The organism is Sutcliffiella horikoshii (assembly GCF_020524325.1).
Lineage (GTDB): Bacteria > Bacillota > Bacilli > Bacillales > Bacillaceae_I > Sutcliffiella_A > Sutcliffiella_A horikoshii_D.
Map to the genome: position 1 here is coordinate 173362 of NZ_JAIVKY010000006.1, position 24609 is coordinate 197970.

Here is a 24609-nt window from a genome sequence, read left to right on the forward strand (position 1 = left end):
ATATTGGTTAAAGGAAAAAGATTCAAACGTTTCTTGGTATATCCAGCCCCTTAATCTCTTCTATTACTTTTAATAATTCTCTAAAAGTTGGGTCTCCCCGTTAACTCTTTATGTAGACTTCTTGCTATGAAGACATTTCCATCTTAGAAAACTGCTCGTAATTGCCTTCATTCCACTTATGATGACAATCCCAACTCAGAAAACTGCTTCAAATTGTCTTCATCCACCTTATCAAGACAATCTCATATTTAAAGACAGCTTGTAATTGTCTTCATTATAAATATTAGACGAATTTTGCAACCCACTTGTTCCCAAAAACAAAAAAACTCCACCCAAAAAGTTAAGTGGTTCCGCTTAAGGAGAGAAAATTAGAATATGGATTAGGCCTTCTCTTTTTCGTATTAATTATCTGTATTTTGAAACTATTCTTCTTTCTATTCGTATGTATTTAGAGAATAAAATCTTAATATGTAGACCGACCACTTTAGTCGTTCAGATGAAATATTTAAAAATTTTAGGAGGCGAATTTTATGGTTGAAGGTATGTTTTTATTAATGATTGTGTTAATAACTGTTGTAATCATTGGAAAAAGAAAAAAGAAAAAGTAAAGTTGATAAAAACGTAAAAACCCAGAACCATTTAGGTCTGGGTTTTTACTGTTTATTGCAAAATTATTGCCCAAACCAAGCATCTGCCAAAATCTGATAAGATTTCAACCTTGCCTGCTGGTCATAGACATGAGTATTCACAATTAGTTCATCTGCTTGTGTTTCTTCCACTATAGCTTCAAGCTTTTTCCTTACTGTTTCTGCATTGCCGGTTACGGTGTATTTTAATTGTTGTGCAACCACATGTTTCTCATACTCACTCCATAGAGAGTCCATATCTTCCACTGGTGGCTTCAACTGGCCTGGGTTGCCTCGGATTAAGTTAAGGAACTGTTGCTGAATAGACGTCGCTAAATATTCAGCTTCCTCATCACTATCTGCAGCAATTACGTTTACGCCAATAATGGCATATGGTTTCTTCAGATGCTCCGATGGTTTAAACGAACTGCGATAGATTTGAAGGGCCGGCAGCGTATAGTCTGGTGAAAAATGACTGGCAAAAGCAAACGGGAGACCTTGTTCAGCAGAAAGCTTAGCACTGAAGCCGCTTGAACCAAGCAACCAAATTGGAACATCTAGTCCTTCCCCAGGTACTGCTTTTACTCTAGTGGTCCCATCTGGGTGAAAATAAGAACGTAATTCCGCTAACTGATTAGGGAAATCCTCTCCCCCTGTTCCGCGTTCGCGTCTAAGTGCGGCAGCAGTCAGTTGGTCACTTCCTGGTGCCCGGCCGAGGCCGAGGTCAATTCTCCCGGGATATAAAGACTCTAATGTCCCGAACTGTTCTGCAATCACAAGCGGGGCATGATTGGGCAGCATAATGCCACCGGAACCAACCCTTATTGATTTTGTTGCCCCTGCTATATGTCCGATTACTACAGAAGTTGCAGAGCTCGCAATTCCCCTCATATTATGGTGCTCGGCAAGCCAATAACGGGTATATCCTAAACTTTCGACATGCTGTGCAAGTTCCACACTATTTTTAAAAGATGTTTGAGCATTACTTCCTTCTACTATTGGCGCCAGATCCAAAACTGATAATGGTGTCTGGTTGTTTAAAACGGTCATCATTTATTCTCCTTTCTTACTTTGGTGCTTTATCGAACTCTTCTTTTATTTTTAAGAGAAGATCTTGTTTCGTTAAAAGTTCATGAGCAGTTGATGCCAGGGCTTTTGCTCCAAGAATCAGGGCTTCTTTCCCTTGCTCACTTAATGCCGCATCACGAAATTCGGTGGTATGGCAACTATATAACTCATTGCAGATTTTAATGTATGGATGAATAGAGGGAACTACTAGACTTACATTGCCCATATCTAGTGAACCAGATCCGTCTCTATTTTCAACAATTTCATTAGAATCCACTCCAAGTGATACCAGTTGTTCTGTAAAGATATCGGACAGTGTTTCATTGGTAACCATGTTATCGTAGGATAATTCATAGTTGGACATTTTCATTGTTGCCCCGGTCATCAATGCTGCGCCTTCTGCTATAGATTTCACTTTTTCTACCAATTCATTCACGTAACTCCGTGATTTGGCGCGCACGTAAAATTGAGCCACAGCATAATCAGGTACCACGTTGGCAGCTTTTCCGCCTTCAGGAATGATTCCATGAATGCGTGTATCGCTAGTAACATGTTGTCTTAATGCATTGATGCCATTAAATGTCTGAATAACAGCATCCAATGCATTAATACCTTTTTCAGGGTTTGCCGCTGCATGGGCAGGTTTGCCGAAGAATTCAAATTGAATTGCATCCATCGCTAGCGAAGAACCGCTCTTCACATAGGAATGCAATGGATGGACCATCATCGCTACATCCAATTTATCAAAGACACCTTGCTCCGCCATTGTCACCTTGCCGCCTTTAGTCTCTTCGGCAGGAGTACCAAAGACAATCACTTTGCCGCCAGTTTTTTGTAATACTTTGCTAGTGGCAATCCCGGCAGCGATCCCCATCGTACCTATTAAATTATGGCCGCAAGCGTGTCCGATTTCAGGTAGCGCGTCATATTCACACATGAACCCGAGGGTTGGACCTGGTTGTCCACTGTCAAAAACAGCCTCAAAAGCAGTTGGCAGATCACAAATCCCCACTTGAACATCAAATCCGTGTTCTGATAGTTTGTCAGAAAGTACTTTTGCAGATTTAAATTCCTCATGCCCTAGTTCAGGATTTTCACCTATATATGTACTAATCTCAAAAAAGTCATTTTTATAAGAATCAAGGAAATCTGTTATGATTTGCTTCATTTATTAATCCCCTTTGGACAATTTATTTAGTGAATGGAAATATAGTAACACGAAGTTTCTTCAAATAATAATATTTTGCCTCAAGATAAATAAGGAAGCTCCCATCTTATTGGAAGCTTCCACAGCGTTAAACTCTTCTCATTTGAAAGACATCTAGTCCATTTTTCCATAGTGTTTGAATTAGTGCCACTTTAGGAGACAGTTTCGGATTTGTTTGTTTTCCTTTTCCTATTCGCTCTAACTGATTGCTATACCATGTCATTTCTAACATGGCAGTTTGATCAACTAGTTTTATTCCTGTCTTTCGTGGCGCTAATTCAATCGATTCCCTTTTTCCTTGCAGAAGTTCTTTAGGGAGGTAAGGAAAGACGGCCATCGGTCGAGCTAATCCCACCATCGATGTTGCCCCATCAAGAATTGCTTCCTTCATTCCGCTTAATGTCCTGAATCCACCGGTGACAACAAGGGGTGCTTTTGAAACCTTTTTAGCTTCAGTTGCAAATTCAAGAAAGTACGCTTCCCTCCTTTTGGTACTCTCTTTTACATTAATTCCAGTCATTTGCGGACTCTCATAGGAACCCCCTGAAATTTCAATTAAATCTATTCCCAGTTGGTCCAATGTTTGGATAACCTGTAAAGCTTCATCCTCTGTAAATCCAGCCTTCATAAAGTCTGCAGAATTTAGTTTCACTCCAATCGGGAAAGCGTCACCAACTTCTTCTCGAACCTTTTTATAGATTTCGAGCAGAAATCTCATGCGGTTTTCGAGTGACCCTCCCCACTTGTCTGTCCTTTTATTATGTCGTGGTGATAAAAATTGACTGATGAGATAACCATGGGCACCATGGAGTTGGACACCTGTAAACCCAGCTTTCTTGGCAATTTTTGCTGTGTTGGCAAATCGGTGTATAATGTCTTTAATCTCTTCTTCTTGGAGCTCCCTAGCTACAGGGAAGTAACGTTGGAGCTTTGGATCAAACTCCACTTTGGACGGGGCCACCGCTTCTTTTACGATTCCTTTAAATACCTGTTTGCCTGGATGATTGATTTGCATCCAAAGGTGAGTTCCATTCTTCGTTCCTGCATTCGCCCAACTCTTTAATAAGTCTAAATCTTTTTCATTTTCCACAACAACGTTTCGAGGTTCCCCAAGTGCACGTTTGTCGACCATAACATTACCTGTCACAACAATACCTGCTTCACTTTCTGCCCATGTTTCATAAACGCGTACCAGTTTCTTAGTTGGTCTATTGTGTTCGTCTGCCATCCCTTCACTCATCGCTGCTTTAAAAAACCTGTTTTTAATTTCCACCCCATTTGGCAGAAATAATTTGTCATGTAACTGTGCCATTCTTTTACCTCCCCAACGCTTGTCCTTATATGAATATGAAAAAATGGTTGGAAAAACACTCCAACCATTTGATTTATCTCTTGTTAAATTAGTATCTTAACGCTCCTGCACCTGCGATAATCAAAATAATGAAAAGCACTACAATCAGCGCAAATCCTCCACCATAATTTCCACCTGACATACAATTCCCTCCTTCACGTAGACTACAATACAATTTATGCATGATACCCGTCCTACGTATAGGCTATGGAAAGTTTTTTAGGCAAGGAATGTTCTATAATGGCTTATGCCCAATTACCTTGGCGGAACAACGGTACTCTTTCTCCGTCCTTGGTGATTCCGTCAATATCCATGTCACTTGATCCGATCATGAAATCAACATGGGTAATACTTGAATTGGCTCCCGCTGCTTCTAGTTCTTCTTCTGACATCTGTTTTCCGCCTTCAAGCGCAAAGGAATACGCGTTACCAATCGCCAGATGATGCGATGCATTTTCATCAAATAACGTATTATAGAAAATTAGATTGGTATTTGAAATAGGTGAGTCATGCGGTACAAGTGCAACTTCTCCTAAATAGTGTGATCCCTCATCCGTTTCGATCAATTTTTGTAGCGTTTCATATCCTTCTTCTGCTTCAAATGAAACAATTTTTCCGTTTTCAAACGTAATGGAAAAATTGTCAATCATATTTCCGCCGTAGTTCAATGGCTTGGAGCTTCTCACCGTTCCATTAACTCCTGTTTTAAGTGGTGTGGTGAAGACTTCCTCTGTTGGCATGTTGGCAATAAAGGCAACCCCATTCTCGTTAATGCTTTCTGGTCCAATCCAAACATGTTTTTCAGCTAACTCAATCGTTAGGTCTGTACCTTCAGCTTTATAATGAAGAGATTTAAACTTCTTCTCGTTAAGGAATTCCACCTTCTCACTAAGTTTTTCCTTGTGGTCCATCCATGCTTGGACTGGATCCTCAAGATTTGCTCTAGTTGCATGAAAAATAGCTTCCCATAATTTTTCTTCTTGCTCTTGTTCAGTTAAATCAGGGAAAACTTTTGCAGACCATCCTTTAGATGGAACAGCAACAATTGACCAACTGATTTTATCTGCCATGACCATTTTGCGATAGCCTTTTGTTGCTTCACCTGCTGCTTTTTGTAAGTTTGCAATCTTAGAAGCATCTACACCTTTTAACAAATCAGGGTTTACAGATGTGATAGCAAGCATTGCTGCTCCTTCTTCATAAGCCTTCTCCAGCATTTCTGCTCTCCACGTAGGGAAATATTCAAACGACTCGTTTGGTGCTTTATCGTAACGGATTCTTGTTACTTGCTCATCCGTCCACTCAATTTGAACGAGTTTTGCTCCTGCTTCATATGCTTTTTTCGTCACAAGCCTAACGAAAGGTGCTGTTGCGATGTCAGCGTTTACAATTAGCGTTTGGCCTTTTTGTACATTCACTCCGACTTTAACAGAAAGTTCTGCGTATTTTTCCATGGTTTTTTGAAGATTACTCATTATGTATACCCCCTAAGATTTTTCCTATGTTCCCAAAAAATATCATGTTCACTAGGATTTGTCTAGTTTTCTAAGGTAAAAAGGCAGGAACCATAGTGGTTCCTGCCTAAAGGTTGCATATACTGTTGATCTCCGTTCCAGGTGCTGCGCTTGCCTTCGGGCGGTCCGGGAGCATCCTCACTTCGTTGGAAGCCGCTGAAAAACTGAAATCTCATGTACTTAAATGAATTCTAGCTGGTGATTGGAGAAAAAGCCGAAGACTCCTGAGGGAGATAGCGCTAGGTGGAGACCCCACAGGCGTAGCCGAGGAGGCTCCAGCAGCGCCCCTAGGAAAGGGAAGCCTTTTTCGGAAATCAACAGCGGTGTCTATACAACATCTTAATTAATAGACTTTTTCAGTGGCGTCCTTCGTTGCGGGGTCTCCCTTGTCCCTTCCTCCCGCGGGCGTCTGCGCACCTTTCACTACAATCAACATGGTAATTAGTTACCATACTATTACTTATTTAAAACCTCATTTACTCTTGGTAGGTTTGTGCTGAATATTGTCATGCCGTGTTTGTATGCAGCTAGACCATAGAGCATGCTGCTCCAGTCGATTAGGGTTACTTTTGTTGGGTACCAACGGTTTGGTTGCTCAAGGTGCCACCAGGATATGCGGTGTAATCCGTATTTGTAAGCCGCTTTGAATTTTTCTTCGTCCTCTTTATCCTCCGGGTTAGAGTACACATCATATGGAATGTGCAGGGAATATTGTGCATACAGGTCATAAATACCAGCAGGATATACCGGAAGATAACCTCCTATAATATAGGACGAAGCAATATTATGTGGAGCATCGTTAATTCTGTCAGCATGATAGCCATCGAATAGCCCATCATTCGGACCTGCACCATATCCCCAAATATAAGATGGTACCTCCTCGAGCTCTTTCCATTTCATTCTGTCAGCAAGACAAGCATTTTTATAGTACTCCAGATACGTTGTACTTTCTGCATATTCCGGAACTAAATAATATGGAAACTGATGAACGAAGGATGATAAAAACGCTCCAGGATGATCGTTTAGAACCGCTAGCCCACGGAAGTCTTCTTGTGGGAGTTCCTTAATTTTATCTTCTGCAAAATTGTTCAACCAAAGGGCCTGGATGTTTTCATCATGAGGGTTCCCTAATAGAGCAAGGTAAGATACCATTACATATTCATTATAGGCCGGTAGCGGGGCAATCCCATCTCCGTCTTTAGATATCATGTTAATGACACCTTTATCTTTATCTGCAACTACGATACTCCAATCGATAGAGTAAAGAAGTTTTTTTGCCATTTCGAGGATCATTGGCTCTTTTTCAGCAAAATGATTTCCTGCAAATAGTGCACCCGTTAAGAGAAGGGTTGTATCTATTGTAGAAAACTCTGAATCCAGGTTTTCTCCTGTTTCCATATCTACAAAGTGTGCAAAGAAACCAGATTTATCATCCCTGGCAACCCGGCATCCCTCTATTTCCCCGGATACCCCTTTCAAGGTAATTAATGCTTTAGTAGCGGCATTATCATCCCATCCTTCTAAATCAGCAATTGCAAGGCTGATTAGACCGACACCAGTGGCTGCTATGGAGGAGCGGAAATCTGGATTTTCTCCAAGTGTCATATATCCATCTGCATATAAACCTGTTTGTTGATTCCTTGAAGCTTCATATAATGCGTAGGAATCATGAAATTGGCGATCAAAAAACTGTTGTACTTTAGTTGGTAGATTTTTATACTCATTGGTTGGCATCTCTTTTGCCCCTTTCGTCCAGTTAATGGAAGAAACTTGTATATTTCATGCTTTTGTATTTTTTATTTAATCAAATTCATTGCTGAAAATGATATAATTATCATACAAAATATATTGTTCTGTGAAAATAGACAAAACTATACTAGTTGGATAATTCATCGATTTTTATTAGAATGGAGAGAATATCATGCCCATTATTCACGGGGTTTTTTACGATATTTCCCCACATTGGGACGTAGAGAAAGCAAAAGGTCAAGACACACTTGTTTATGTTACAGAAGGAAAAGTTCATTATCAGGTGGAAGATCATGTTATGCAATTGACGAAAGGAGATCTTTTATTCATTCCTTCAAAGTATATTAGGTCGTGGAAGAACGATAACAATGAGGGGCATCGAAAATATACCGTCGTGTTTGAGAAAGACGAGAACATTTATCAAAATTTTGTAGAAAATGAGATTGTTTCATTTAAACCACGTAAGTCTGCTTATTATGAACAACGATTGACTTTTTTAAATGAGCAGTGGCTCAGTAAAAGGGTTTTTCACGAAGAATTGTCTCAAAATATCTTATTAGAGCTTCTGATCATGATAGCTCAGGAGAAAGCAGAATGGCATACTTCTCCTGTAAAAGAAACTTCTGTCCGTGACATGCAGGAATTTATTCTTCAGCATTATCGCCGAAACATTACGATAGAGGAATTGGCAGCTTTAACTGGGGTGACACCGAATTATGTTACTGTGTTGTTTAAAGAGGTATTAGGAATCACTCCTATCCAGTATCTGCACCAGACTCGCATCAATAATGCTTGGAATTTAATTAGTACAACGAAGATGTCGATTAAGGAAATTTCGGAGCACTTAGGGTATTGTGATCAGTCATATTTTAACAGGATGTTTAAAAAGTGGATGGGGATTCCGCCTTCGCAAGTCAAGAAGACCTAATAAAAAAGCATAGAGGTTGATCTCTATGCTTTTTCGGTAGTCTTTTTTGTTTCGGATTTTACTGCTTCACGGAAGGCTGTTTGGAATTTGCATGTATACGGTCCTGGCTTTCCTTGTGAAAATGTGACACCATCGATTTTTATGATAGGCATGACTTCGCTGGTTGTCGATGTAAGGAATACTTCATCTGCCTCCAGCAGTTCTTCTTTTTGGAATGGTTCGAGTTTATAGTCCCAACCGTTCGTATCCATAATTTCTAACAGTTTCGTTCTTGTAATTCCGTTCAGTATCAAATTATTGGCTGGATGGGTCTGGAGAACTCCGTCTTTGACGATGAAAATATTAGAAGATGAACCTTCTGTAACAACCCCTTCTCTAATAAGAATGGTCTCAAAAGCCCCCGCCTCACTTGCTTTTTGCTTGACCATAATATTGTAAAGAAGGTTAAGACTTTTGATATCGCATCGAAGCCAGCGCATGTCTTCTGCAGTTATTGCTTCCACTCCTTTTGTCTGCGCATCCTCTACACTTTTATAGGGGAGTGGATATGCAACAAGTTGGGGAGTTAATGTTTGATCATAATGGTGTGACCTGTTAGTGACTCCTCTTGAAATTTGGAGGTAAAGTCCTCCCTTTGTCATGTTATTAGCTTTAATAAGTTCTAGCAGTCTGTTACAAAGCTGTTCTGGTTGTTCGTTTAGTAGAATGCCAATTTCCTTTGCACTTCGATACAACCGTGCAATATGCTCTTTTAAGGTAAAAGGAACGCCATCGTATATGTTGACAACCTCATAAACCCCATCGCCAAATTGATACCCTCTGTCTTCAATATCCACTTTTGCTTCGTTTCTTTCCATCATCTCATCATTCAGCAATACTTTCATTTCCCAACACCTCCAAATGTGTTATTTATTTAATAAAAGTACAACAGGGCAATGGTCGCTTCCCATAATATCAGCGTGTATTTCAGCGGCCTTCAATGAACCCTTTAAATTATCGGAAACGATGAAATAATCAATTCGCCAACCGATATTCCTCTCACGGACCTTATTCATATACGACCACCATGTGTATTGGTCTGTCAATTCAGGATAAAAGTGGCGGAATGTATCTGTAAAACCTTCACCTAGTAATCTGGTCATCTTCCCTCTTTCTTCTTCTGTAAAACCAGAATTATTGCGGTTAGATTTAGGGTTTTTTAAGTCGATTTCCTCGTGTGCTACGTTCAGGTCCCCGCAAACAATAACGGACTTCTTCTGATCTAGCATTTTTATGTAAGCTAAAAAGCGGTCCTCCCAATCCAGTCTGAACGGCAGCCTGGCCAAGTCTCGCTGAGAGTTAGGAGTGTACACATTCACTAGGAAAAAATCCTCGTACTCTAGTGTAAGTATCCTTCCTTCCGGTTCACATTCTTCTATCTTTTCCTCATCCAACCCATAACGCACTTGAATTGGTTTAACTTTGGTTAAAACAGCAGTGCCTGAGTATCCTTTTTTAATTGCATAGTTCCAATATTGATAATACTCTGGTGTATCTAATTCAATTTGTCCTTCTTGAAGCTTCGTTTCTTGGATGCAAAAAATGTCCGCATCCATCTCGTTAAAATAATCCATGAATCCTTTTTTCACACAAGCTCTTATTCCATTCACATTCCACGATACAAGTTTCATAGGTGCATTTAATTCCCTTCTAAACTATTACTATATTTAGCCCAGTATATCAAAAAGAACCGCTTTTCAAAAAGAAAAGCGATTCCAACCTTTGTCATTATACTTGAAATAGATGAAATTTTAATCCATAAGGGTCACTTACCATCAGACTCTTCTCACTAAACTCCTTCGTAATGATGCAATTATTTGCGATTAAAACTTTCTTTGCATCTTCAATGTTATCAACAGCGAATTCGAAAAATACGGAGGGATCTTTAGAATTATTATGATTTTCTATATAAAAATTCATGCCATTTGTAGTAAATAAAGTTTCAGAATCTGTACTTTTTTCTGGTTTCATCCCAAGGGTTTGATGATAGAATTCAATAGCCTTCTCGTAATCTTTCACTTGAATAGCTATGTTATTGGTTAACTGATAAGGAGAACGATCATTGATCTTTTTACTTGGTTTATAATCTTCGTACCCTGATGGAAGCAAATCAAATAACGGCCACACTGAACAGTAGTCATCTCCGGGTCCGAAAAAGGAACTTGCATGGCGGTATATAACCCCCTGATCATCTTTTGAAAAAACAGTCACCCCAGGGTAAAATCCTTCATCTAAAACAAACCCCATATCTTGTTTGAATGAAGTTCCTTTAGTGGAGACAACCGGGAAAGTCCAGCTTCTTTCTGCTGCAAAGTTCTCTTGCACATCAGGCTCATCAGGAGTCGACACGACAAACGCTGCCTTCCTGCGAATGTGATGATATACACTGTTAAATCCATCTGCCCACATCGTGCAATAGGAACAGCTTTTTCCCATGTTGTGGACCACGAATAATTCATTTTTATCTCCAAACAACTCTGCCAGACTTACCCTTCCATTTTGAAAAGATGAAAATACATAATTATCGACTTTTTCTTTTTCTACGTTGCGTTTCATTTCTGCCAGCTGCTTTTTCTTTTCAAGGATTTCTTTCTCCAGATATTGGATTTCTGTTAACATCTCTGTTTGATTCAAAACGATCACTCCTTTATATATAGAAGAAATTTGTCATAAACATACACTGTTCTTTACCTTGTGAATCATTTAAGATGTTAATAACATAATGTTTAATAGGGAGGGATGGAATGTATTTACTAAGAATAGTTACGCTGTTTGGTATTTTATTAACGACTGTCCTTATTAATTTGAATCATTCCACTCCCAATAGTATTCTAGCTATCTATGAGAAATCCTTTTATTTCGAGTTGGATAATGCCCCTTTGGTTGAGAATCCTGATGACGAAGGCGTTACTGGAATAGTATCTAACAGTCATTATTATAGAAACATCCACATCTCCAATATTCTTGAACAACCAGGTACAAAATTAAACTTTCACCTTGTGACGGTTTTTTATCAGGGGAGTTATATCTAATTCATGATGAATTGCCTCATTCTTATTCAAAAAAATATTGAAGGAGGAATGTCATCGTGTTATGGGTTCGAATCATAGCGATCAGCTTCTTTTCGTTCACTTCGATTAGTCTCTTACTATTTCAAGGAATCGAGTTTGTGAAAGCATTTAGTGATTTTTATCACCATAGATAAATGGTTTAGAAAAGGCCGGGTTCCTCAGGGACTCGGCCTTTTCTAAGAAAATAAAATTAAATTTTCAAAAAACACAAAATATTTCAAGTTGGCCTTCATATAATAATACAACTACTACTTACCCAATTATCATGTAAAGGAGAGATGTTTATGAGAGAAACTCCTAATTACGGAGAATTTTACCCTAAGTCTTTGGTTCCGATTAATAAAGAAGATCTTGTGATTTTTCTAGAAAAAGTGACGGATTTTGAGTGCTCTGACAACTACAGCCATTGGTTGATTGCCCTTGAAGGCAGAGCAATGGGGACGGGAGAAGATTATTACCATTGGCAAGTAGTTGTGTTCCCCGCAGAAATAGGTGGAGGTTTTGACTATAAGCATCCCCTCTATGTTTCTTCCTTTTTTTTATCCATTGATGAGGCCATTGACTACACCTCTGAAGTCGAACGAATTGCAAGTGACGGTCAGCTTTATACAATCGCGGGTTAAGAAAGAAAAGTATAAAAAAAGAAAAACACCATGTTTTTCTTTTTGCACACGTTTGTGAAAGAATATACATATGATTTCCCTAGGTTTCCTCTTTAAAGACCCACTCTAAAACGAACAAAATCGCTAGCGCGAGGAAAAACTCCGCCCCAATTTTATAATTTCCGCATAGCTGTGAAAAATTGACCTTGACCGTCTTCCCTTTGCGCTCACATTTGACTATTTCATAAAAACCCCTTGTCACCAAGGGCTTCATATTGCCGATGAGGACTTCTCTCCTCTTGTTTTATAGTCACTGATGTCTTCATACGCCCGATGAGGACTTCTCTTCTCCTAATTTCTCTTCATTGATGTCTTCATACCCCCGATGAGGACTTCTCTCCTCCTGTTTTCTCGTCAGTGATGTCTTCATACCCCCGATGAGGACCTCTCATCTCCTAATTTCTCTTCACTGATGTCTTACCCCGATGAGGACCTCTCTATTACCAAACCCTTGTCACCACAGAGGAATTCATTATCGTCATTTCCATTATTTTATAATCTGCTAAAGAACAAAAAAAGCCCACCGCTAATGCGATAGACTCTTATGCTAAACGGAATACAATTCCATGACCGCCTTTTGGATACTCCCATTTAATATTTTGATGGGGACAACCAATTCGGCAGCTTCCACACTCATGACAACCCTCGTAACCGACATGCATCCTAATGTTTTCCCATTTATAAATTTCCGCCGGGCAAAAGATAGTACAGATTTTATCGGGACATTTTGTTAAACAAATATCTTCATCCATAACCGTTAAATGTGATTTGGTGTCAGCATTAAAGCGAACCAGATATTGTTTTTCTTCGATAGACTGACCCTTTTTCTGTTCACTCATTACTTCATCACCTTCCATGCCCGGTATGCATCTCGGGCTAGTTTAAGTTTTTCTTTCGGTGAGCCAAGGTCCTTCCAAATCTTTTTCTGCTTTTGCCATTTGGACTGACCATCAACTGTAAACATCTGGCTGGCTGCTCTGTTTACCATTGGGATGTACTGATCAAAGTACTGTGGAAACTTATTAAAGTGATGAGTGGAATCCTTGTACTTTTTCATATCCTGACCAACAAAGCTTTTCATTAGATTAATGCGATACTGATCCAGTGTCCGTTCGGAGAAATCCCCTACTGACATGGCTTCAAGAATTGTGGATGCCGCCAACCTACCTGAAGTCATAGCAAGGTTCGATCCTTCACGGTGAATGGCATTCACTAGCTGTGCCGCGTCTCCTACCACTAATACCCCGTCTGCCACGATACGCCCCATTGACTTCAAGCCGCCTTCTGGAATTAAGTGGGCCAGGTATTCGACAGGTTCCCCGCCAGGAAGGTATGGTCGGACCATTGGATGTGTTTTTACATATTCCAACAGTTCATATGGTCTTATTTTATGCTCAATTAATCCGGATAGAAGTGTTCCGACCCCAATACTTAACGTGTCTTTATTAGTGTAGAGAAATCCGGTACCAAGAATGCCTTTTGTCGCATCGCCTAAAAGTTCAATCGTACAACCTTGGTTCTTTTCCAGGTTAAAACGGTCCTCAATCACCTTACTGTCCAGTTTAATGATTTCCATCGTGGCAAGTGCCACTTCATCAGGACGGTATTCCTTGTGAAAGCCAAGCGATTTACCTAGCAAGGAATTCACTCCATCAGCAAGGACTACTACATCTGCATAAACTTCCCCGTCCGGCCGATCTGTCCTTACCCCCACTACTTTTCCGTTTTCCACAATACACTCCAGGACGACCGTTTCATTGACAAGTAATGCCCCCTGTTCCACTGCTTTCCCTGCAAACCATTGATCAAACTTCGCCCTTAGGACGGTAAAATTATTATAAGGTTCCTGTGCCCACTCCAGCCCTTTGTAACCGAATGTAACGGCAGATTCCTTGTCCATCATCATAAAGCGTTGCTCGACAATGGGCCTTTCAAGCGGGGCCTCTTTATGAAAATCAGGAATAATATCCTCCATCATCTTTCTGTACAACACTCCGCCCATTACATTTTTAGATCCGGGATATTCTCCTCTTTCCAATAAAAGAACATTTGCACCGCCCTTAGCGAGTTCATATGCACAAGATATACCCGCAGGCCCGGCACCAACTACGATACAATCAAACTTTTCTGGCATATTAAACCTCGACCTCCTCTCCGTGTAGAGCTTTATGAAATTCCTTTACAAGCAATGGGACGATTTCAAAAGCATCACCAACAATCCCATAATGACAAGATTGAAAAATGGCTGCTTCAGGGTCTTTATTAATCGCGATAATCATTCCGGAATTCTTCATTCCCACAATATGCTGGATGGCCCCTGAGATACCAATCGCAAAATAAATCTTTGGTGTAACCGTTACCCCAGTCTGTCCGACCTGATGATGGTGGTCGATCCAGCCTGCTTCGACTACATCACGGCTTGCACCAACCACTCCCCCAAGTGTTTTCGCTAGTTGTTGGACAAGTTCAAATCCTTGTGCACTTCCAAGACCTTTTCCGCCAGCGACCACTATATCTGCTTCATCGATTCTTACCTTTTTGGTGGTTTCCCTGACAATCTTTAATACTTTTGTACGCATATCTTCTTCTTTTATATCAATTTGCTCTGAAATCAACTTACCGGTACGGCCCTTCTCAGGTTGCAGCGCTTTCATCACTTTCGGACGGACAGTAGCCATTTGTGGGCGATATTTTTTACACAGGATAGTCGCCATGATATTTCCCCCGAATGCAGGACGACTTGCCAAAAGAAGTCCTGTATCTTCTTCCACATCCAGTTCGGTTGTGTCAGCAGTTAGGCCTGTTGGAAGGTCTGTCGCAACTGCACTTGCAAGATCTTTACCAGTTGAAGTGGCCCCGTACAAAATGATCTCCGGCTTGTACTTTTCACTGCAATGGAGCAGTGCTTTCATAAAAGATTCCGTGCGATACAATTGGAAGATTGGTTGATCATATACATAAACCGTATCTGCTCCATATTCAAAAACTGTATCTGAAAGTTCACTGATATTTTCACCTATAATAATTCCAGCAAGCTCTACTCCACGTTTGTCCGCAAGCGTTCGCCCGGCCCCAAGCAGTTCCAAGGAAACTGGTGCGATCTTCCCTTCATTCTCTTCAATGAAAACCCAGACCCCGCTATAATCCTCAAAACTCACTTCGATCCCCTCATTTCTGCAAACAACTCTTTCTTTTCAAGCACCACGGAAAGCAGCTGTTGCACTTGTTCTTCTGAGTTGCCTTCTAGTATTTTTCCGCCTTCAGGTTTAGGCGGGGCCCATACTTTTGCTACAATGGTTGGGGAGCCCTTTAACCCTAACTGTTTACGATCTATATCCTCTAGATCGTTGACAGACCAAATAACAGGTTGATATCGGGCAGCCTTTAGCATATTCGGAAAAGAAGAATAAGGAACCTCATTAATCTCTTTTTCTACCGAAAGCAAACAAGGCAATGTAGTCTGTACGACCTCAAATCCATCTTCAAGTTTCCGATGGACCACCATGTAGCCATCCTCTTTTTGGATTTCGACGACTTTATTAACAGAAGTCAATGGTGGTATATCAAGACGCCGGGCAATACCGGGACCTACTTGTCCTGTATCACCGTCAATGGTCATTTTTCCGCAGATAATCAAATCAATCGGCCTGATTTCACTGATTTTATTGATTGCCTTTGTCAGAGCATAACTGGTTGCTAAAGTGTCCGCTCCAGCAAAAGCCCTGTCAGAAATCATATACCCCTCGTCGGCCCCGATCTCGATGCATTTTCGAATGGCTTTAACCGCTGGTGGTGGACCCATTGTCACGACCGATACAGATCCTCCATATTTATTTTTCAGGCGGACAGCCTCTTCTACCGCATGGGCATCATAAGGATTTAATATCGCCGGTGCACTGGCTCGGTCCATCGTATTCGTTTTTGGATTCATTTTAATTACTTTCGTATCTGGTACTTGCTTTATACAGGCAACAATGTGAAGCAAATCTTTTCCCTCCTGCCCTTTATCTATTTCTCTATTATCCTGATAAATCGTAATGTATATTCGTCCCACTACTATTACTATATAAAGTAGACAAAGAGAAAATTCCGATTTTTATAGATTTGTTGACAAGCCTCGGGAAAAGAAAAAACAGTACTCCTTAAATGTCCGGAGTACTGTTTTTGTTAAATTATGTAATGGGATAAAAACTTCAAAAATTCCTTTTGTAGCGAATGTTCATATTTCATCAATGAGTATGTCTTTGTACCTGAAAGGATTTATCTAAAACTTCTGACACTCTTTCAGCCAAAGTGTTTGTTGACATAATAATATTATAATCATCTATAAACATTAATGAAGACATCACTTTACGTAAATTCAGCTTTGAAGTGTCTTCATTGGCATTATGAAGACACTATCGAGGAAAAATCTAGCTCTAAAGTGTCTTCAGCCCCCTTATGAAGACACTTTCCACCCAAAAACCATCATTATAGTGTCTTCATTCTACCTGATTAGTAAATTGCCCCCCTCTCCCCAAAAAAAGCCAGAACCCCATCCTAAAGGGTTCTGGCTACTTCAAACAATAATATATGATACAGGCTTAAAGACGGGAAAAGCGGGTCAAATTACCTGTCCCCTAAACCCATCACTCACAACAGTCATCAGAGCAATAGGATGTTTCATTTTTATTCTTAGACTCAAAATTTTGCAGTTTTGGCTTTTCGTTCTCTTCTTCCCAGACTTTAGCCAAAGCTTCTGCAAACACTTCCGGGGGCTGTGCTCCGGAAATGGCATATTTGCTGTTTAATACAAAGAATGGCACGCCTTGTACACCAATTTCTCTTGCTTCTCTTTGGTCGAAGCGGACATCTTTTTCAAAGGAATTCCCAGCTAACACTTCTTCCACTTCCACAGCGTCTAATCCTAGGCTTACCGCTAATTCTTTTAAATAGCCTTTATCGCCAATGTGCTTAGATTCTGTAAAGTAAGATTGTAATAAACGTTCGGTCATTACTTTAGCTTTACCCTTAGTTTCAGCGTACTTGGCTAAACGGTGAGCATCGAAAGTATTGGTAGGAATAGATGTATCAAAATTAAATTGCAATCCTACCTCAGCAGCTTGTTTTGCAACCCCAGCGCTCATTCTTTTCGCCTCTTCTACAGGCATTCCATACTTTTTCGCGAGTATTTCATATATTGTCAAATCAGTATCACGCTTTGCATTTGGGTCTAATTCAAAGCTTTTATATTCAATTTCAATCTTATCTTTATGTGGGAAATCTTCCATGGCTTTTTCTAATCTTCGTTTTCCGATATAGCAGAAAGGACAAACAAAGTCAGACCAGATTTCTATTTTCATCGTTGCACCTCATTTCTTAAACTTGTATGTATTATCATACCATAATGCATTCAAAACCTCTTTTAATATGTCTTGGAGTGTAAAGCAGGGTCACCCCCCTTTACATTCCAAACTGATTTAAAACCTCCCTGCATATTGCTGCAGACTCCAACCTAACACTTACAAAAGGTGGTTTCGTGTTTGTAGTTGCCTCTACAGGCACTCCAAGCCAAAGGATGCGGTTGTTGATAATAATAAAAGGAAATGTTACTTCCTCTGATATGATAGATACCCTTTTCTTCCACTCGGTCAGTTTGCTATCCCATTCTTCGGGTATAGCATTGCTGTCTTTTAAGCCCATGGTGATAGTTGTGTTTGAGAGCTTCATGTCCTCCAGCACTCTATCCCATTTTCTAGCATGCATCCATTGAACCTTGGGATGCTGGTGCTTGATCCAAGAACCTATTTGAAAAGGTTGTACATGAAATTGGGAGGCTTCCTGATATTCCACCAATTTTCTAATAATCTTATTGTAGGAAACCTTCTTCTTAATAAACTGACTGTCACAAACGTGAATGAACTTTCCTTTTGATCTCGTGATTGCAACATTTAATAGCCGTTCACTTTCTTTTCCCACTAACAACATCCCTGGTCTCTCCATTGGAAAGCTATCGACAGAATCAAAAATGATTGTATCCTGTTCACTTCCTTGAAAACGATGGACCGTAGCAGATACGATCTCGGCTGTTTCAAGTTCAACTCCATAAATATCTTGAAGCAACATATCCATCCATTGAGCCTGAGCGCGGTAAGGAGAAATATATCCGATAGACCTTCCCCCTTCTACATATGCTTCATGAATTAGTTGAAAAGATTGTAGCAGATGCCACAAATTGATTCGGGATCGGCTGCTTTTTTCCATAAAGGCATGCTCTCCGGTATAGCTCGTATTAAGCAAAACGGATGCTTGATTAGGGAATGGTCTCTGTTTGGCAATGTTCTGTCTATTTTTCTTAACACTTGAATGGTCTCCAACAAGAGAATGGTAAATAAATTTGTTTGTAAAAGCAGAGATATCAGGGTGCATTCTCCGTTGTTCTTTTAATAAGAATAAATGTGGATGCAGGCGAGATGCATGAACATTGTCCGCTACTCCTGTCCGATGGAAGACATCTTCTTTTAACCATTTGTCTACTAACTCATTTCTTGCTGAGGCAATGGGCGGTAGTTGCTTGAAATCACCGCATATGATGATATGTTTAGCCAATGATGCAGCAAATGCTGATTGAGGAACATACGCCATACTCGCCTCATCCACAATGACCACGTCATATTCCTTTTCATAGATGGCAGGATCCATCGCAGCTTTAGCAAGAGTCGTGCCAATGATGGATGCTTCTTCTAGAAAATCCACTTCTTTCTGCCTTATTTTCTCCAAAATTCTTGCTACTTTTGTTTCAAGTTTCAGCAATGTTTCCGAATCCCTCTTACTGAAAGATTTGGATAAATCCATTTTTAAATGTTTCCGTTCTTCCATCAGTTGGTCTCTGTCATTGGCAAGTAATGGGTCACGGTTTTGGAGTAGTTGTGAGGTTGTGATGGCAGGTAGATTTGCCAATATGTCACTGTTATGTGAACCATACCTCAATACATCCCCTTCTCTATTGCGTTCCTGCTTAGAAAGAAAAGTTGAAATTTCTCGCATCAATACATCCACTGACTGGTTACTGTGAGATAACAGCAAAACCTTCTTCTTTTTAAAATATTTATTTGCAGCAACCCTTGCCAAAGTATGGGTTTTCCCTGTTCCAGGCGGTCCCCATACAAAGGTTACGGGATTGTATTTAGAACGAAGGATTAGTTCATGGACACTGCTTTTAATAATATCGGTAGGGTGCTTTGGCTTCATTTCAGGTTGCATCAGTCTTTTAATGCGACTTCTCTTCTTTTTACTTTCTTTCAATTCATCGAGCCTCTGGAAAAGTTGATCCAAAAGCTCCCAAGGGTCATGGAAAAGATACGCTTCTGTAATAATATCTCCGAGTGACTGTTCAAAGGAAACGATAACATTCCTTCCTTCTGATGAAAGAATTTTCCCTTCCGTTTTGATTCCTCCCCATTCCACTTTGACGAGTGAACCAACAGGAATTCTTACGGAAGCATAGGTTTCAAAAAAGTAAGTAAACCCTTTATCGCTTGATATAAGATGTCCGTTATTTATAAGATATTTGGTGCTGCCAAATTTTTTTAGATGGTGTATTTCAGCTTGTAATGCTTTTTTCCATTCGTTGATATATTGGATTGTCTTCATTGTTCTTTCCTCAACTCATCATTTTTTACATTCCCAAACTATATCACAAACATTATCAAATTAAAAAAGCCAAGATTCCTTCAACAAATTTTGTTGAAATCTTGGCTATTCTTTGGGATTTATTTATAAAAACTTATAACATTTTTCAGTACTTTTTTATCTTGCTTGGATATAGTCTTTGGTTTGATGGGAGCAACGGCAACCTTATCTGCACCATCTAATGTTGAAATTTCAAGGTAAAAAGGGTTGGAGTTCTTATCTCCATCTAAATATCCTTTAAGGATTTTCACTTTATTAGTAGAGCCTTTCATCTGTTCTTCATAGTCCCATGTTATATTATTTTTGTAGGCTTTATCCATTCGTTCCTTTAAACCAAGGGCTTCTGAAACAGCATCCTCTGCGGTTTCAAGGAAAGTATCAGATCGTTTCAATCCTCTTTTTTTCAACCCGTCTCCAGCCTTTGCTTGGTAAAATAGACATGACATATAGGTCATCCTCTCTGTGTGTCGGCTTCACACCTTTAGACGGCGAATCTTAACACCAGGATACCAAAGGAACTTACCTCTCTTTATAGTGTAACCTCTCCAGCCAGTTTCTACCACCATTTTCTATAAATATACGGGATTGGAGAAAATATATTTGAGGATTAAGTGGGATTACGCCTAAATTTATGAGATAATGAAAGAATGATTAGAAATTCCAAATGGAAAGAAGGAACATTAATGAAACAAAAAAACAAGTTCCAAGACAATGAAAAAGTCATTTTGAAAAGCACTGGCGAGGAAGTTACCATCTTAAAATTCAACTACGTCCCCAATTTAAAAAGATACTCCTACACCATAAAAGAAAACCCTAAAACCTTTTATTTCGAAGAAGAAATCAAACAAAGCTAATTTATAATTTCAACTCCAGAAACCCAAGGCTCCCTGCATGGGTTTCTTTTTTATGTTTTTAGGAACCTTCCATGTTTTTATCATTATCTGCGGGGTAATTATTCTATATGAAGGCCTAAGGAGGAGGAAGAAATGCTGTTAGTATATATAAGTATTGGAATTCTAGTTGCATCCATCATTCTGCTCAGTATCGCATTTATCTCTTTTCGAAAAAAGACAAACCCTACCCTGTCCTATATCAACTCGGTGAGTGAACGTCTTCAGGAAGAAAATGATGCCATTCAAGAACAGGTAGTTCAATTAAAAAGTAAACAAGAGGCCATAAAAAATGATATGGATTGGAAGAAATCCGTCTTTACCTTTACAGTTGCAGAAATAAAGAAACTTCCCAATGCATTCAAAAGTAGTTCCAAGCAAAAACTTCATGAGTATGAACGTGGCATGTAAGAGAAGATATCAAGCAAAAGCACCGTCTCCCATAAAGGGAAAACGGTGCTTTTGCAATTATAGTGCTGTGAATTTTTCATCGTGATATTTATTGGAGCCGGTAGTAATCCGATCTTTATGATAGATGGCATTAATTTCGCCTCCGATGACAAGGGCAAGTCCTGTTAAAAACAACCATAACATCAAGATAATTACCCCACCAAGACTACCGTACGTTGCGGAGTAATTCCCGAAGTTACTAATGTAAAACGAGAATCCTAAGGATACAAGCTGCCAGATTACTGTTGCAACCAGGGCACCCGGTAACAACTGCTTAAATGACTTGCTTACATCAGGGGCAATGCGATAAAGGACCGCAATAATCGTAAAAATAACAAAAAACGCAATGAGGAACCTTAAGATATTTAATATGATGGCTGTACTTCCTGGAATATAAATAAACGATTCCAACTGCTTGATGATGATCCCTCCAAATACAGGTAGGAAAAATGCAATAAGGAATGCAAAAATCAAACCGATAGTTAGCCCAATAGACAGTAATCTTACCAAATAAAAAGGCCTGCTTTCTTCTACATTAAATGCTTCATTCATTGCACTGATAAAGGCGTTCATCCCGTTTGAAGCTGACCATATTGTTCCGAGTATTCCAAAGGTCAACAACCCGCCGTTCGGTTTATTGACGAATTCATTGATGTTATCTTCGAATACGGCAACGGTTTCGGGCGGCATCATGGTTTGCAGGAACTCTATCGCTTTTTGGGGATCAATATTCAAGTAAGGGATAATGGATAAGGCCAGCACTAACAAAGGAAATAGTGATAGCATGTAATAGTAGGCCTGTTCTGCCGCCAACCCTGTTGCTCGGTCTTTTTTCATTTCAAGGCCTAATCTTTTTAAGAACTTAACAAGTCGCGACAACTTTCACACCCACCTCTCATTTTCCGCCTCTGAGTAAAGGCAACGTGCAACATCTAAACGATCCACCGGACTTGATGATTTCAGAAATATCTACTTCTATTACGTCATAGCCCCTGTAGCGGAGTTGCTCATTCACTTGTTTATTGCAAGGCAGACTGAAAATCTTCTTATTGCCAATAGACAATACATTCGTACCCATGGTGAATTGTTCTTCTTTAGATACTTCAATCAATTCATATCTTTTTGATAGAAAGTCTAGTTCTTCTTCTCTTAGTGCTGGAGAAAAAACCAGTGCCTCTGTTGGGGAAATGACGTTAAATACACAGTCCAAATGGAGATATGATTTGTCTATCGGTATAGGTTTAACGGTATAGTTAGAAAGAGATTGGTTTATATGTTCAAAGGCTTTATTGCTAGTTCTACCGCTAATTCCAATGTACACGATATCACGGTCAATGATGATATCCCCGCCTTCCACACTGTAACCTGAGAAGGGTTTATATGCTAAGTCTTGTTCATCTAGCCACGATTTTAGGACTTTTTCTTCTCCTGATCTAATATCACTGCCCATATTCGACACAAAAACGGTATCTCCAAGAGTAAAGCCTATATCTCTTGTGAAAACCTGTTCTGGATATTGCTTACTCGGAGGTAGACTATACACATTCACTCCATTTGCCAACATAGCTTGAACAAAATCACGATGTTGCTTTGTTGCCAACGTCTCATCAATATTGTCTTCCAAGAAATGTTTTTGTGTTTCATTAATCACTTCTGTGATGCTCATATGAGTTGGCGGACACACAATGACCTTTTGCAATTCTCCGAATTCATTTTCACATGTATGTCTTGTCACCTTATCCGTATATTCCAAATCAATTGTCATTTTGTAATCCTCCGATCAGTGATATGTAAGTTGTTCTAAAAACTCTATTCCCTAAATGGAGAATTACTTAAACATTTAAAAATAATAAAAATACATATCCTCGGGTATCTGGCGAATAGGAATCAAGGTCTCAGATACTTTGAAATATTGGCCTAAGCGAGCCTTTACGCTTTCCTTGATTGATATGAAAACCTCTCTCCTCCTTTTTTCTCCTCACTGAAGTCTTCATCACCTTTATGAGAACCTCTCTGCTCCTTTTTTGTCGTCGCTGAGGTCTTCATCACCCCTATGAGGACCTGTCTACTCTTTTCTAGTCTTCACTGAGGTCCTCATGACATCTATGAAGACCTGTCTGCTCCTTTTTTCTTGTCACTGAGGTCTTCATCACCCCTATGAGGACCTGTCTACTCTTTTCTAGTCTTCACTGAGGTCCTCATGACATCTATGAGAACCTCTCTGCTCCTTTTTTGTCGTCGCTGAGGTCTTCATCACCCCAATGAGGACCTGTCTACTCTTTTCTAGTCTTCACTGAGGTCCTCATGACATCTATGAAGACCTGTCTGCTCCTTTTTTCTTGTCACTGAGGTCTTCATCACCCCAATGAGGACCTGTCTGTTCCTTTTTCCTTCTCACTGATGTCTTCATCACAACGATCAGATCAAGAAATACCCTAACGATTACTCCATAATACAATTATTTAAAATAATAAAAAGCAAATCTAATCATCTGACTAGATTTGCTTTTTATTTTACTTATTTACCGATAAACATTTGTGTCCAATAGTTGCCTTCTTCTACATAACCTACTCCGATGTGTGTGAAATCTGGAGTTAGGATGTTTTTACGGTGCCCTTCACTGTTCATCCAAGCTTGAACAACTTCTTCTGGAGAACGTTGGCCCATTGCAATATTTTCTCCGGCAGTATTATAGGTAATACCGTAGTCTCTCATCATATCAAATGGGGATCCGTGAGTTGGACTTGTGTGAGAAAAGTAATTATTGGCTTGCATATCTTTGGATTTATCACGAGCAACGTTACTTAGTGAAGCATCAGCTTTTAGGTCTGATAATCCATTTTTGCGGCGCTCCGCATTTGTTAGTTCTATAACTTTCATTTCTGTTTCTGAAATACCTTCTGTTGACTCTTCAGCTTGTTGTTGATTATCTTCTTTAGGCTCTTCATCAGGTTGATTCTCAGGTGGTGCAGCTTGACCGCCTTGTGGAGCCTGTTTTTGTTCTGGCTGAGCAGGTGCAGGCTGGCCTTGCTGTCCCTGAGGTATTTCTTGCTGGAATTTGTAGATAGCAAATGGTCCTTCTTGCTGGAATTTCTCAAAATGCGGGAACTTTTCACTAGGTATTGATGTGCTGAAAGAGTTTTGATCAATTGTTAAGTATCCATTGTTAATCTCTTGAACATCTGCACTTTGACCCATCCCACGAGCATCATTTCTTACATGAGTAATTCCATTTCCGTTATCATTATCAAGAAATGCTGTATTGTTGTTATCCATATTATCATTATTGTTGGTAGCATTATTGTTACAACCGACCACTAATGATAATGCAAAAGCAGTAATTACAGTTACTTTCAAAAGTTTCGTCATTTGTACATCTCCTT

The 24609-nt window shown here is 39.7% G+C and carries 24 protein-coding genes; 5 read left to right on the forward strand and 19 right to left on the reverse strand.

Translation table 11 applies throughout. The features are described from left to right. Nucleotides 1-671: 671 nt before the first annotated feature. From LC091_RS07935 to LC091_RS07960, 6 genes are all read right to left on the reverse strand, one after another. On the reverse strand, nucleotides 672-1676 hold the full coding sequence (locus tag LC091_RS07935; protein WP_226681693.1) for an LLM class flavin-dependent oxidoreductase: 1005 nt from the start codon (nucleotides 1674-1676) through the stop codon (nucleotides 672-674). A gap of 16 nt (nucleotides 1677-1692) precedes the next feature. After that, complete coding sequence (locus LC091_RS07940; protein ID WP_226681491.1) at nucleotides 1693-2862, reverse strand: M20 family metallopeptidase; 1170 nt, start codon at nucleotides 2860-2862, stop codon at nucleotides 1693-1695. 127 nt (nucleotides 2863-2989) lie between these two features. Beyond that, nucleotides 2990-4213 carry an NADH:flavin oxidoreductase/NADH oxidase family protein gene (locus LC091_RS07945; RefSeq protein ID WP_226681492.1) on the reverse strand — a complete coding sequence of 408 codons (1224 nt, stop codon included), beginning with the start codon at nucleotides 4211-4213 and terminating at the stop codon, nucleotides 2990-2992. Between the two features lie 88 nt (nucleotides 4214-4301). Next, on the reverse strand, nucleotides 4302-4394 hold the full coding sequence (locus LC091_RS07950; protein WP_010199532.1) for a YjcZ family sporulation protein: 93 nt from the start codon (nucleotides 4392-4394) through the stop codon (nucleotides 4302-4304). Between the two features lie 103 nt (nucleotides 4395-4497). Beyond that, nucleotides 4498-5727: an aminopeptidase gene (locus tag LC091_RS07955; protein ID WP_226681493.1), complete on the reverse strand. Its 1230-nt coding sequence runs from the start codon at nucleotides 5725-5727 to the stop codon at nucleotides 4498-4500. Between the two features lie 495 nt (nucleotides 5728-6222). Continuing rightward, complete coding sequence (locus LC091_RS07960) at nucleotides 6223-7500, reverse strand: hypothetical protein (protein ID WP_226681494.1); 1278 nt, start codon at nucleotides 7498-7500, stop codon at nucleotides 6223-6225. A gap of 187 nt (nucleotides 7501-7687) precedes the next feature. On the opposite strand from LC091_RS07960, the gene LC091_RS07965 reads away from it, so the two are divergent. Next, nucleotides 7688-8443: a helix-turn-helix domain-containing protein gene (locus tag LC091_RS07965; protein ID WP_226681495.1), complete on the forward strand. Its 756-nt coding sequence runs from the start codon at nucleotides 7688-7690 to the stop codon at nucleotides 8441-8443. A 23-nt stretch (nucleotides 8444-8466) separates the two neighbouring features. Here the strand turns inward: LC091_RS07965 and dat are convergent, their stop codons facing one another. From dat to LC091_RS07980, 3 genes are all read right to left on the reverse strand, one after another. Continuing rightward, nucleotides 8467-9327 carry a D-amino-acid transaminase gene (gene dat / locus LC091_RS07970; RefSeq protein WP_226681496.1) on the reverse strand — a complete coding sequence of 287 codons (861 nt, stop codon included), beginning with the start codon at nucleotides 9325-9327 and terminating at the stop codon, nucleotides 8467-8469. Nucleotides 9328-9348: 21 nt separating this feature from the next. Further along, the gene (gene xth, locus LC091_RS07975) at nucleotides 9349-10113 is read right to left on the reverse strand and encodes an exodeoxyribonuclease III (protein ID WP_226681497.1); all 765 of its coding nucleotides are present in this window, start codon (nucleotides 10111-10113) and stop codon (nucleotides 9349-9351) included. Between the two features lie 97 nt (nucleotides 10114-10210). Then, complete coding sequence (locus LC091_RS07980; protein WP_226681498.1) at nucleotides 10211-11116, reverse strand: DUF899 family protein; 906 nt, start codon at nucleotides 11114-11116, stop codon at nucleotides 10211-10213. 110 nt (nucleotides 11117-11226) lie between these two features. Here LC091_RS07980 and LC091_RS07985 point away from each other — a divergent pair, with 110 nt between their 5' ends. After that, nucleotides 11227-11514, forward strand: a complete 288-nt coding sequence (locus LC091_RS07985) for a hypothetical protein (RefSeq protein WP_226681499.1) — start codon at nucleotides 11227-11229, stop codon at nucleotides 11512-11514. Between the two features lie 323 nt (nucleotides 11515-11837). Then, on the forward strand, nucleotides 11838-12176 hold the full coding sequence (locus tag LC091_RS07990) for a hypothetical protein (RefSeq protein WP_226681500.1): 339 nt from the start codon (nucleotides 11838-11840) through the stop codon (nucleotides 12174-12176). A gap of 581 nt (nucleotides 12177-12757) precedes the next feature. Here the strand turns inward: LC091_RS07990 and LC091_RS07995 are convergent. From LC091_RS07995 to LC091_RS08025, 7 genes are all read right to left on the reverse strand, one after another. Further along, nucleotides 12758-13072 (reverse strand): ferredoxin family protein, encoded by a 315-nt coding sequence (locus LC091_RS07995; RefSeq protein WP_047968712.1) that lies wholly within the window; start codon nucleotides 13070-13072, stop codon nucleotides 12758-12760. Beyond that, a complete protein-coding gene (locus LC091_RS08000) occupies nucleotides 13054-14349 on the reverse strand; it encodes an FAD-dependent oxidoreductase (protein ID WP_226681501.1) in 1296 nt (431 codons plus the stop codon). Before LC091_RS08000 ends, LC091_RS07995 begins: the two co-directional genes overlap by 19 nt. 1 nt (nucleotide 14350) lies before the next feature. Next, on the reverse strand, nucleotides 14351-15373 hold the full coding sequence (locus LC091_RS08005; protein ID WP_226681502.1) for an electron transfer flavoprotein subunit alpha/FixB family protein: 1023 nt from the start codon (nucleotides 15371-15373) through the stop codon (nucleotides 14351-14353). After that, entirely contained in the window at nucleotides 15370-16200 is an 831-nt protein-coding gene (locus LC091_RS08010) for an electron transfer flavoprotein subunit beta/FixA family protein (RefSeq protein WP_226681503.1), read from the reverse strand. The genes LC091_RS08005 and LC091_RS08010 overlap by 4 nt, the downstream gene beginning before the upstream one ends. A 643-nt stretch (nucleotides 16201-16843) precedes the next feature. Then, nucleotides 16844-17557: a DsbA family oxidoreductase gene (locus LC091_RS08015; protein WP_226681504.1), complete on the reverse strand. Its 714-nt coding sequence runs from the start codon at nucleotides 17555-17557 to the stop codon at nucleotides 16844-16846. 100 nt (nucleotides 17558-17657) lie between these two features. Next, on the reverse strand, nucleotides 17658-19847 hold the full coding sequence (locus LC091_RS08020) for a DEAD/DEAH box helicase (protein WP_226681505.1): 2190 nt from the start codon (nucleotides 19845-19847) through the stop codon (nucleotides 17658-17660). A 119-nt stretch (nucleotides 19848-19966) separates the two neighbouring features. Next, nucleotides 19967-20332, reverse strand: coding sequence for a hypothetical protein (locus LC091_RS08025; RefSeq protein WP_226681506.1), 366 nt, complete (start codon nucleotides 20330-20332; stop codon nucleotides 19967-19969). A 237-nt stretch (nucleotides 20333-20569) separates the two neighbouring features. On the opposite strand from LC091_RS08025, the gene LC091_RS08030 reads away from it, so the two are divergent. Both LC091_RS08030 and LC091_RS08035 read left to right on the forward strand, forming a co-directional pair. Next, nucleotides 20570-20740 (forward strand): hypothetical protein, encoded by a 171-nt coding sequence (locus LC091_RS08030; RefSeq protein WP_010199486.1) that lies wholly within the window; start codon nucleotides 20570-20572, stop codon nucleotides 20738-20740. Between the two features lie 132 nt (nucleotides 20741-20872). Then, on the forward strand, nucleotides 20873-21187 hold the full coding sequence (locus LC091_RS08035; RefSeq protein WP_226681507.1) for a hypothetical protein: 315 nt from the start codon (nucleotides 20873-20875) through the stop codon (nucleotides 21185-21187). A gap of 57 nt (nucleotides 21188-21244) precedes the next feature. On the opposite strand, the gene LC091_RS08040 is transcribed toward LC091_RS08035, so the two are convergent. From LC091_RS08040 to LC091_RS08050, 3 genes are all read right to left on the reverse strand, one after another. Beyond that, nucleotides 21245-22105, reverse strand: a complete 861-nt coding sequence (locus tag LC091_RS08040) for a YihY/virulence factor BrkB family protein (protein ID WP_226681508.1) — start codon at nucleotides 22103-22105, stop codon at nucleotides 21245-21247. Nucleotides 22106-22121: 16 nt separating this feature from the next. Further along, nucleotides 22122-22991, reverse strand: coding sequence for a dimethylarginine dimethylaminohydrolase family protein (locus LC091_RS08045; RefSeq protein ID WP_226681509.1), 870 nt, complete (start codon nucleotides 22989-22991; stop codon nucleotides 22122-22124). A gap of 752 nt (nucleotides 22992-23743) precedes the next feature. Next, nucleotides 23744-24595, reverse strand: coding sequence for a CAP domain-containing protein (locus tag LC091_RS08050; RefSeq protein WP_226681510.1), 852 nt, complete (start codon nucleotides 24593-24595; stop codon nucleotides 23744-23746). Nucleotides 24596-24609: the final 14 nt, after the last annotated feature.